The 10,596-nt window shown below is 44.5% G+C and carries 12 protein-coding genes and 2 tRNA genes; 4 read left to right on the forward strand and 10 right to left on the reverse strand.

From position 1 onward, the window contains the following. Both QXR61_08575 and QXR61_08580 read right to left on the reverse strand, forming a co-directional pair. Positions 1–871 (reverse strand): sugar ABC transporter permease (locus tag QXR61_08575; GenBank protein ID MEM3757997.1); only part of this gene is annotated, 871 nt, incomplete at its 3' end. A gap of 29 nt (positions 872–900) precedes the next feature. Continuing rightward, the gene (locus QXR61_08580; protein ID MEM3757998.1) at positions 901–2,211 is read right to left on the reverse strand and encodes an extracellular solute-binding protein; all 1,311 of its coding nucleotides are present in this window, start codon (positions 2,209–2,211) and stop codon (positions 901–903) included. A gap of 145 nt (positions 2,212–2,356) precedes the next feature. Here QXR61_08580 and QXR61_08585 point away from each other — a divergent pair, with 145 nt between their 5' ends. After that, the gene (locus QXR61_08585) at positions 2,357–3,451 is read left to right on the forward strand and encodes an ABC transporter ATP-binding protein (GenBank protein ID MEM3757999.1); all 1,095 of its coding nucleotides are present in this window, start codon (positions 2,357–2,359) and stop codon (positions 3,449–3,451) included. Positions 3,452–3,535: 84 nt separating this feature from the next. On the opposite strand, the gene QXR61_08590 is transcribed toward QXR61_08585, so the two are convergent. The 5 genes from QXR61_08590 to QXR61_08610 all read right to left on the reverse strand — a co-directional run bounded on the left by QXR61_08590 (position 3,536) and on the right by QXR61_08610 (position 6,545). After that, positions 3,536–4,417, reverse strand: a complete 882-nt coding sequence (locus QXR61_08590; GenBank protein MEM3758000.1) for a twin-arginine translocase subunit TatC — start codon at positions 4,415–4,417, stop codon at positions 3,536–3,538. Between the two features lie 41 nt (positions 4,418–4,458). Beyond that, positions 4,459–4,770: a twin-arginine translocase TatA/TatE family subunit gene (locus tag QXR61_08595; protein MEM3758001.1), complete on the reverse strand. Its 312-nt coding sequence runs from the start codon at positions 4,768–4,770 to the stop codon at positions 4,459–4,461. Positions 4,771–4,851: 81 nt separating this feature from the next. Then, positions 4,852–4,951 (reverse strand) — tRNA-Glu (locus QXR61_08600). A gap of 68 nt (positions 4,952–5,019) precedes the next feature. Then, positions 5,020–5,859 carry a sugar phosphate isomerase/epimerase family protein gene (locus QXR61_08605; GenBank protein ID MEM3758002.1) on the reverse strand — a complete coding sequence of 280 codons (840 nt, stop codon included), beginning with the start codon at positions 5,857–5,859 and terminating at the stop codon, positions 5,020–5,022. 188 nt (positions 5,860–6,047) lie between these two features. After that, a complete protein-coding gene (locus QXR61_08610; GenBank protein MEM3758003.1) occupies positions 6,048–6,545 on the reverse strand; it encodes a hypothetical protein in 498 nt (165 codons plus the stop codon). Positions 6,546–7,014: 469 nt separating this feature from the next. On the opposite strand from QXR61_08610, the gene QXR61_08615 reads away from it, so the two are divergent. Together QXR61_08615 and QXR61_08620 are read left to right on the forward strand one after the other, a co-directional pair. Then, positions 7,015–7,305 carry a hypothetical protein gene (locus QXR61_08615; GenBank protein MEM3758004.1) on the forward strand — a complete coding sequence of 97 codons (291 nt, stop codon included), beginning with the start codon at positions 7,015–7,017 and terminating at the stop codon, positions 7,303–7,305. Between the two features lie 19 nt (positions 7,306–7,324). Then, positions 7,325–7,717 carry a hypothetical protein gene (locus QXR61_08620; protein MEM3758005.1) on the forward strand — a complete coding sequence of 131 codons (393 nt, stop codon included), beginning with the start codon at positions 7,325–7,327 and terminating at the stop codon, positions 7,715–7,717. 487 nt (positions 7,718–8,204) lie between these two features. Here the strand turns inward: QXR61_08620 and QXR61_08625 are convergent. Both QXR61_08625 and QXR61_08630 read right to left on the reverse strand, forming a co-directional pair. After that, positions 8,205–8,282: transfer RNA gene (locus tag QXR61_08625), tRNA-Gly, on the reverse strand. Positions 8,283–8,349: 67 nt separating this feature from the next. Further along, a complete protein-coding gene (locus tag QXR61_08630) occupies positions 8,350–9,258 on the reverse strand; it encodes a tetrahydromethanopterin S-methyltransferase subunit H (protein ID MEM3758006.1) in 909 nt (302 codons plus the stop codon). 114 nt (positions 9,259–9,372) lie between these two features. Between QXR61_08630 and tmk the strand changes: the two genes are divergently transcribed. Next, entirely contained in the window at positions 9,373–9,981 is a 609-nt protein-coding gene (gene tmk, locus QXR61_08635) for a dTMP kinase (protein ID MEM3758007.1), read from the forward strand. A gap of 13 nt (positions 9,982–9,994) precedes the next feature. On the opposite strand, the gene QXR61_08640 is transcribed toward tmk, so the two are convergent. Beyond that, the gene (locus QXR61_08640; GenBank protein MEM3758008.1) at positions 9,995–10,516 is read right to left on the reverse strand and encodes a hypothetical protein; all 522 of its coding nucleotides are present in this window, start codon (positions 10,514–10,516) and stop codon (positions 9,995–9,997) included. Positions 10,517–10,596 lie beyond the last annotated feature (80 nt).

Consider the following 10,596-nt stretch of genomic DNA (forward strand, 5'->3'; position numbering starts at 1 on the left):
ATTCCTGCGCCCTCCTAAGAAGCCTTACAATAAGGTAGATGAAGAAAATGGAGAATGGCAGTGTTAGTATGCTTGCGGCGCTCGCCTTGCCCGTATCAAATTCGGCATAAACTATGTAGTAGAGGTAAATCGGTATAGTTGTGCTAGCCTTCCCCGGCCCCCCTCTAGTCAGCAGCCATACTGTGGTGAAGTCGCCAAAAGTCCATATCATTGAGAGGAGGCTAACTATGCCTATAACCGGCATGATCCAGGGGAGGATTACATGTCTAAATCTTTGGAAAGCGGAGGCCCCGTCAACAGCTGCTGCATCAAGGAGGTCCTGTGGAACCGATTGTAGCCCGGATAAAATCCCCATGGCGAAGAATGGGAAGCCCCTCCATATGTTCACAACGATTAATGATGTCATAGCGTTGTCCCTGCTGAGCCAATATACCACCGGTAAACCGGCAGCTTTAAGCGCATTGTTTAGTAAGCCTAAAGCGTAGTCGTACATCCACATCCAAATGAAGGCTACCACAAACAGGGGTATAACCCAAGGTAAAATGACCGTTGACCTAACTATACGCCTCATCTTAAATTCCCTGTTCAATAGGATGCCGACGAGCAAGCCAATAATCAACTTGAATGAGACAGCACCAAACGTGTAAATAAAGCTCCTCAAGAAGGAGTTGTAAAACTCTGGGTCAAATAATATATCCACATAGTTTTTAAGGCCAACATATATGGCTGGGCCGCCAAAAATCTTAGAGTGAAAACTCATCCAAGCAGCATAAAAAATTGGGTAGATAAGGAGGGCCGCCAGTAATCCGAACGCCGGGATTAGCAGTAAGTATCCGTTTAATGCTTCTCTCCCTTTTCCAGTAATCTTCATAAGTTCACCGTTACGCCCATCTATTTGTTTTAGTCTCCATAGTGTTTTCTGAAGATCTCTACGTATTGATCATGCGCCCATCTTATCGCATCATCCATTGGAACCTTATCAATCAATATTTTCTGAAGCATCTGCACAATTATGTACTTTGGACCAGCTTCGTCTAGCCCCATGCATGGCTCATCGCTCGGATAGCTGCCGGGGTGAGTGTACTCCGCAGCATAAGCGAAAAGCTCCCAGTAAGGTATCTTCTTCAGTTCCTCAGCGACATCCTTTAGGACTGGGCAACAGTAGCCCCAAGAGGCCTCGCAGACGGCTTTCCTGTAGAGCTCCCTATCACTTAGCATATATACCAGCAAGTCTTTTGCCAGATCTGGATACTTGCAAGTAGTATATATGTGGAAGCCGTTCGTTCCTCCGAACGTGACTGGTGCCGGAGCTAACAGTGTCTTCTCAAATAAGTCAGGATCACTCGTCCGTAGAGCGTACATTATTGAGGCCGGGTTCATAACGAACATCCCCCTCTTTCCAATGTAGCACTTATTGTTCCCTGCAGCGTCCCATTCAATGGCATCTGGCGGTATAAGCTTCCTTTCCCAAGCATCAACGATCCACTCAATGGCTCTTCGGGTAGCGGGGGAATCTATTGCTACGCCCCTCGCCCTCTTCTCAGTATAATATCTCCCGCCAAACTCCCACCATAAACTATTCCACTGATTTTGTGTGTCTTCATTCATTCCTAGGGTGATGCCGAGCCCGTAAAAGTCTGCTTCAGGCTTATTGACTATTTCAGCTATCTCTTTAGCCTTTACCCATGAGAGGGGGGACTCAATCTTAATACCATACTCCTTGACGACGTCTCCCCTAATATGCCAGAGATAGGGCTCACACCATAAGGGTAAACAATAGACTTTCCCATCTATGGTATGCCCCTTTAAAGAGGCTTCGAAAAAGTCGTTCCTACCAATCTCATTTATAACATCGTCCAGCGGAAGCAACAACCTTCTTTCCGGCTTTTCAGCAGCCAGAGCCTCTGGAGCCCATAAGGATACATCGGGCGGATCTCCAGCCTCAACCGCCGCAGTAAGCTTAGAGTAAATTTCGGTGAAGGGTAACTGCGATATCTCAACCTCGACGCCTCTCTTCTCAGCCCACTCTAAAGTTTTATCCCGCACATAATTATTGAGATCCTCAATAAACGTCATCCTATACCATACCCTTAACTTCGGCTTCTCCTTAGGCTGAAGATAATAATATGTTGCGCCACCAATCGCTGCCGCCGCAGCTATAGCACCAACCGCAGCGATATACTTCCTTCTAGAAATTTTCTTCTCGGACACAAATCTCACCATTTCATTATAATTTTAGAAAAGATTTATATGTTTTTTGGAAATATTTAAGAAATCCGAGTTTTAAATTAATGTTTCTTCGAAATTCCCAAAAATTTTATATCGTTCTTTCTAGTCTAAGATTTTTTGGTGCGCCATGGCCAAGGTTATTATTAAGAACCTAGTGAAGCGTTTTGGCAATGTTATAGCTGTAAAGAATTTAAGCCTTGAGGTGAAGGACAGAGAGTTTCTGGTTCTTCTTGGGCCCTCCGGCTGTGGTAAAACAACGACTCTTAGGTGCATCGCTGGGCTAGAATATCCGGATGAGGGAGAAATCTATATAGGGGATAAACTGGTGAATGATCTTCCCCCAAAGGACAGGGATATAGCCATGGTCTTTCAGAGCTACGCCCTATACCCGCACATGAGCGTCTTCGACAACATAGCTTTCCCTCTAAAAATAAGAAAATTCCCTAGAGACGAGATAGAGAAGAGGGTGAAGGAAGTAGCCGAGATGCTTAGAATAAGCCACCTGCTGGATAGAAAACCTAAACAGCTTAGCGGTGGAGAGAGACAGAGGGTAGCATTAGGTAGAGCGATCGTGAGGAAGCCACAAGTCTTCCTCATGGATGAGCCGTTAAGCAATCTAGACGCTAAGCTCAGAGTTTACATGAGAGCTGAACTAAAAAAGCTTCAGAAGGAGCTGGGGGTTACCACAGTATACGTTACACATGACCAAGTTGAGGCGATGACTATGGCTGATAAAATTGCAATAATGAACCTTGGCGTTCTACAGCAGGTTGGAACCGCATACGAAGTATATCATCATCCAAGCAACCTCTTCGTTGCAGGCTTTATAGGAAGCCCGCCAATGAACTTCATAAACTGCACATTAAAGGAAAAGGACGGCTTATGCATACTGGACTCCGGGGAATTTGCGCTCACGCTCCCAGACGATTTGGGAAAGATGGTTAGGGAGAAAGCTTCCTCTCCAGAGATCGTGTTAGGGGTTAGGCCGGAAGATATTGAAGTGTACAGAGATCGAAAAGTGAAGGGTTCGATCAAGGGAGAAGTTTATGTTACGGAACCTATGGGAAACGAAATAATAATCGATGTAACGGTTGGAAACGAGATAATAAAGGTGAGAGCGCCAGCAGAAGTAAACGTCGACATAGGCGACGAGATCTGGCTAGCCTTCAAAATGGATAAAATCCATGTATTCGACAAGAAAACCGAAGAAGCGATCATATAGGATAGCATAAACATTTTTAAATTATTTATTTAAAGGTTTTAGAGAATTATTTTTTATAGTGCTAACGTAGGATTTTTATAGAGCCTACTTTTGCGATTTTTTGCAGTTTGGACAGAATACAGCGTCTGCCGGGATGTTTTTGTTGCAGAATTTGCATTTCCTTTCCATGAAGGGTAGTAGCGTAGTGATCCCCTCTTTTTTGCCTTCACTCTTCTTTGCGATCAATATTCCTAACTCAAATAGCACTGATAGGATTGAGAAGAGCAGTAGGTTTGCTAGACCACCTTCTCCGGGGGTTATGGCGAAGACCACTACTAGAAGAAGAACATATAGGTATCTTCTGCCCCGCGTAAGCATATCTGTACCAATAATTCCATATTTTACAAGTAGAACTAGAAAGGCTGGAAGGGTGAATGCAAGCCCGCACATAATGGTGAGGAAGAAAACGAAATAGTAAAAATCGGTAACCGAGATATACAGTTCCGCTCCAACCATCTGGAAGAACGGTATGAGGGCGGCGAAGCCAAGGGGAACTAGAAGATAATAGCCAAAAAATAAGCCTAGCACGAAGAGCACAGTAAAGTAGGCTAAGAAGGAATATAGGGCTCTTCTCTCATGGGGATAGAGGGCTGGATCAATGAACTTCAATATTTCATAGGCAAATACTGGTAAAGTAATTATGAGTCCTAAGACAAGCGATGAAACCAAATACAGTTCGATTGGCGATATGAACTCTAAGCCTATTAACTTCACGCCTGGAGGAAGCGCTCTTTCCCTCACCATCCTCAGAATCGCGGCAATCAACGGCTCATATGAATTAAATGGATCGTTTATGAATGATAGGTTTGCCGGTAAAATCATCACGGCGACGGTTGATATGATGAGCGTGTAAAATACTATTTTAAGTCTCTGGATAAGCTCTTGCGTATGCTCCCAGAAAGTCATGTACTTCTCTTTTCTAAGCATATATGTTCACGCAAGAGGCGGAGAAAACTCTGAAAATTCCTCTACTTTTCCTGCTTCTTTGCAATAATGTTGACAAGTATCTCCTGGAGTATCTGCTCTCTACTTTTTCCCTCCGTGTTTAAGCCGAGCGCCTTGGCTATCAAAATTATTGTCTCGTCGCTTTCAGTTGAGCTCTCCTTCGTCTCTTTAACCGCAGGCTTTGAGGATTCGTAAAGATACTCTCTGGAGGCTCTTTCAAACTCAGCCTTAGCCCTACCTAAACCCCTAGCAAGCTCAGGTATCTTTGAAGGTCCCCAAAGCAACAGAACTATTACCGCAAGAATAATAATGACCCATTCCCAAGCCGAAATCATTTAAGCTCCTCCCTTTTTAAGAGAGGGAAAAGAACCATTTAAGAATTTCGGTAAACATTCAACAATAAGATGAAAGAGTATTGGTGCTCCGGCCGGGATTTGAACCCGGGTCCGCGGCTTTCTCCTCCCCTTATCTTTTGTCGAGAGGCCGCTATACTTGACCGGACTATACTACCGGAGCACTTAAATGATTTCTTCTATGGCTACTAATAAAGAGTGTTTTTGAAATATTTTTCTTTTTCTCATTCTTCAGGCAGTTGTGCCTTTAGCTTGGATTTCATTTAACCATTCCCGCATTTTCCGCGCATATTGTGGGAAAACTATTTCGGGGTCTAGGAGCTCTGGATGCCATCTTTTCTCCCACTCCACTATGGCGTATCCGCGGTAGCCCCCCTCTAATAGCATCTTAAGCATTTCTTTTATTGGGATGTCTCCCTCCCCTAGTAGAACATATTTTACTTTATTGTCCTCTACTATTGAGTCTTTAACATGCACGCTGACCGTATATTGACCAATATTTCTGTAGGTTTCCTCAGGGCTCTCGCCTCTCATTCTATATGGATGATGCAGGTCCCAGAGTATGCGTACACGCTTATGGTTAACTTCCCTCATGAGTTGAGCGCAAAGCGCGGTGTCAATCCAGTCGTCATGGGTTTCCAAGGCTAGGGTTACATCATGGTCTTCGGCTTCATCGCCGATCTCCCTCAGGTTCTGTGCGATTATAGGCATTATTGTCTCGCGAGTGTAGCCTTCAGGTATTCTGCCACCATATATGCGAACTATGGGGGCGCCTAATTCAGCGGCTAACACCATGTTTTGTCTAGCCTCATTAAACTGCTCTCTTTTTTCTTCAGGGTCTACGACGGCGAATCGGGCGGATATTGATATGCCGGAGATCGAGATCCCGTAATCGGCCAGCAGCCTCTTCGTTTTATTAAGATCTCTTGTAAACTCTGGGCGTCTACTTATATCTAGGTCTTCAAGCAGACCACGAAATTCAACACCATCGTAACCCATCTCAGCGGCGCTCCTAACAATCTTCTGCAGATCCCAATTAGGGCAGCCTAAAGTGCTAAACGACAGCTTCATCAAGAGGAATCACCTCTAACTATCCAAAGATTGTTTGAGCGAATTTAAAATATTCGCTGTCCTCCTGCCACTAAGGAAAATTGTATGAGGCCTTAATGATTTGGGCTTAGCGAGCGGGAATGGCATAAACTGATGCCTCAAAAACTGCTCATAAGGTGCCGTTTTTAGCGCGCTTTTGTCTTTGAAGCCTACCATAATAGGTTTATTTTTTCGAGGATGTGGAAGGCTAGCGTGAAGTAAAAGATTACCGTTAACGGTACGTGTAGTGTTCTCCAATAATCTTCTATGAATTTAATTTTCACATATCGTCCCAGCATCCCGCTTACAACTATTACAGCCATGAGGAGAAAGGCGAAGAAGCTAATGAAGTATCCTGGCCTTGGGGCCTGTATTTTGTTGATCATGTGGAAGACAACGAGCACTATAGAGAGAGCCCCTGTTATGCAGTGAAACAACAGCCAAGTTTTAATGCTCTTTGGGAAACCCCTCTTTAAGGCTGAATAGGAAGCTGAAGCCGCAAAGATAAAGAAGCCAACCCACCCAAACCAATGAGCAGTGTCCCTTGGAAAGATCCTATAGGATCCTCTTTGTTGACGTCTAGCCTCAGGATCTATGTTAAAAGTTATAAGGGCTGCTATAAGTAACAGAGATAAAATGGAGATTATCGAGAATAAAGTTTTACTCAAACCCTCTCCCTCATCGTTAGTAACCTCCTCATTGGAGGGCGTTCTTCCATATAAAAATTACCTATAAAAGTTATAGAGATGCCGGTAGGATGTCTTTGAGCTTATTAACCCGCCCTTATCCCAGTCTTGATGGCGATCCTATACGCGTTAAATATGAGATAACTGTTGTTAACGGAAGACAGCGACACCGTTCACTATTCCATCGTTTAACAGGCCTAAAAACCCTCTTCATGATCCTAGCGCATCTAACTGAGATATTGCGGCTATTGCGCCTTTAAGAAAGATTTTATAAGGTTTTAAAGTTTAAATAGACTCGGGTTTTAAGTATGCGGGTCAGTAAGAGCTGGCTCGTTTCAGCCCTATTGATCTCGTTTCTTTTTTCTCAGGAGTTTATTATGCTGTTTCTCCTGACTCCGATTTTGGCAAAGTTTATGTGAAGAGGGTTTCCATAGAGGAAGAAAAGTTTGAATTGAGCGGGTTACTTTACAGGCCAGCATCCTTGAGGGCCGATGAACCGGCAGCTGCTGTTATCCTCGCACATGGGATAGGCGGCTCCAAGGAGATGATGAGCTGTATTGGGCTCGAGCTGGTTCGCAGGGGTTTCATCAGCCTATGCCTCGACCTATACGGTTATGGACAGTCTCAGGGAACTGTTGCTGATGGGCGAAGGGAACCCAGCTTCGGAGTCTATTCTGCGATCAACTATTTGAGGTTACAGCCCTCTTCAAAGGGAAATCAGCGTTCTAACAGCGCTGCTTAGAGCCCTCGGCGCACCGATATTGGCTCTCTACACGAATGAAGGTTTCATTAAAGAATCCGGCCTAAAAACGGTTAAGGTGGAGGAAATAGCCCACAGAGATATAAGATGGCGCTTATATTTAATGTGGGGTTTAATTAACCTCACTCTACTTATCCCGTTATTCATTGTTGGGCTATACGCACTGTTCCCACCTCTAATTTTCGGATCCTCAGTGACATGGTGGCTGCTTGTTTCAGGCTTAATGGGCTTAATGCTCATAACCAAGTTTTCTAGTAGGCTGCTCGGTAGAAAATTAGCGCTTAGAAACATGTTTGGGCAATCGTTCTTCAAAGAGAACATAATGGTGGCGGTGATTGTCTTCTTAATCCTTTATGCGGGTGTAGCCTTCCTCGACTGGCCTTTTAACATTTAATTTTCGGGTTGTCGTGACAATCCTAAAAACTTATTCTCAACTAGGAGAGTTCTAGCTTTTGCCACTTTTATCCCCTTTTTCCTACCCTACTTTATTGCTGAAGGCCTATATCTAAATAGATTTGCGCCGAAAGCAATCAATAGAAAAACCATTTGGAGTAAACTCCAGATTATCACGGAAAAAATTTTTGGCAAGACAGCCCCACTAATCTTTCCGCTCTCCTTGCAGTACGCTGTAAAAATAGGTTTAGACTTCTGGCTAATTCCGGGTTTCCTCGGTTTTCTACTAGATTTTCTCTGGCTGATTACTCCATTTTTTTTATAATCGTCATAGTCTTCTCATAAGAGATTAGAGAAAAGTAGATAAGCCGACCAAGCAGTTATGGTGAGAGTTTTTCAGCCGAAAAATAGATTACCCCAGAACAGCCTTAAACCAGCAAAAACGGAGCGAATTTTAAGCCCTGTTTCCCAAAATAAGCAAGATTTTTTGGTGCGGCCGCCGGGATTTGAACCCGGGATCGCAGGCTTGGAAGGCCTGTGTCCTAACCAGGCTAGACGACGGCCGCATTATCGTCTTATTCTTGTTTTTCTCTGTTTAAGGGGATTAATTAATTTTTTGCGCGCATAAATTGTTTATAGGCGGGATATTTTGAATCTCGGGTGGTTTGGCTTCGGGCGTTTTCCTTCTTCCATCAATACTTGCGCGTACGCTGCGTTTATTAGGCTTATTGCTGGGAAAATGTATTCTGCGTCGCTTACCGGCCCATAAAGTATGAAGTCCGCTCCGACGGCTACTGGCAGCCCATTGGCGATTGATGAGCAAACCATGCTTAAAACCCTGTCTTTCTTGTCTTTAAGCGATTTCCATGATGCTATCGCGTTATGGGCTCCGCACCCGGTGGGATAACCGTATTGTTCTTTAATCTCGAATATTGCCTTACATGCCAGCCCTAATGTGGCGATGTCCATGACAACCGTGTCTACAAGTATGTTCGTTATCCCAGCGGCCTTAATTTTAGGTATCAGCGTCTCCAACAGCCTTATTCTCTCCCTGTAGGACATTATAGCTCTCGTAGAGTATGTGAGCGCTATAGCTGACCGTAAGCCAACCTCCTCAGCTTTCTCATATACTATTGGCTTGGTTTCAGGGTTAATGGAGTTTAAAATCAACCTGTCAATTATGCCGACCTCCCTAGCGGCCTCCAAGCCGCTCACGGCAGCATCCTCAGAAACATAGTCTACTAGCAGAGGCATCTTAGTGGCATCAGTGGCAAACTCGATATATCTTCTGGCGTTCTCCTTAGTCGAGCAGACAACGTCAAGCATTGCTGGAAGCCCAGTTTTATCTGAGATCTCCTCAAGCCTAGAGATCAGCGTCCTAGCGGCCTCCAGATCGAAGTCGCCGGACTTTTCATCTCGAACAATTTTATCCCCCTTATAAAACATGCTCCCAATCATAACCGTTGGATTCTCTCCGGGCTGGCCGCCAACTTTAATGCCAGATATCTCGAAAACCGTTTGCTCCCTACTAAACCTGAACATTGAAGACCACCAGCAATTCTAGAGATTACTCCGACCTGCTATTAAGCCTTTTCAGCGAGATATGCTTTTTAATACTTCTTAGCTCTCTGAATAATGTTAGAGGCTGCCCCGGAAATGGTAAAGGGTTTTTTAATCTGCATAGAGGGGCTTGACAAGAGCGGTAAGACAACCCAATCTCACTTGCTCGTTAAAGCCCTCAATAGTAGGGGTTTTAAGGCCGTTTATACGAGTGAGCCGAGCAAAGGCGAGATCGGCAAGTTTATAGAGAAATATGTTTTGAAGAGGCGTTGGCGCATACCTGTCTCCGTAGAAGCCCTCCTATTCGCCGCTGACAGAATAGATCATGTTGAGAGGGAGGTAAAGCCTATGCTTGATGAGGGGAAAATAGTTGTATCGGACAGATACGTTTACTCGTCACTAGCCTATCAGGGCGCCGCCGGGCTTGACATCAACTGGATAATGGAGATCAATAAGATGGTTCCGAAGCCAGACCTAGCGATCTATCTAGACGCCCCTATAGAGGTTGTTATGGAGAGAATAATGAAGAAACACAAAAGATCAGTTATGGAAACTTTCGAGACGCAGAGCAGGGTTAGGGAGATTTACATGAGCCTCGTTAGGAGGGGCGACCTCCTACTGATTGACGGGAACAGGCCGATAGAGGAAGTCTCCATGGATATTCAGAGACTAGTTTTCGATAAACTTAAATTATCTGAGAGATAAGTGGTCTGCCCGGCTACCCGCTAACATCTGTCTCATCAGTGAGAACTGGGCTTATATTCTCCACCAGAAACTCTATTATCTCTCTCGCCGATATACGTTGAGGCCCCTTCTCGTGAAAAACCCTTATCTTGAGATGTCTATTGCTAAAAATGAACCTCAGAAAATAGTAGTCGAATCGCAACGCTCTGCGTTTCCCATTCCTCCTAGCGCCCCGCATATAATATCTGATGATGCAGATGAAGTCGAGCATGCGGATCTCTCTTTCATTAATGGTCTTTAAGAGAAGGTTCAACGTGTCTGAGTTAATATAATGGAATATTAAGCCATCGGCAACCCCGAACTCGAAAATAACATCTATATCTGTCCCAACACTCCTAGACCATTGATCCTTCACGCTGCGCCCATTCAATTCATACATCATACACACTAGCGCTTTCTGGGCGTCGGGTACGGGAACATTGATCCCTAAGAAGAAGGCGTGGTGGCATCTTTCTGGAAAGCCGCTATATATGCCTAAGGATTCCTCTCGCATCATTTTTTCGTTTTTCCAATTCTTCTTATTCTCTCAAGGTTATCTAGCAGCGTGGACATTACGAGGCTCAGCCTTTGAATCTC

It is taken from the genome of Candidatus Bathyarchaeia archaeon, from assembly GCA_038882715.1.
Classification (GTDB): Archaea; Thermoproteota; Bathyarchaeia; order Bathyarchaeales; family DTEX01; genus DTEX01.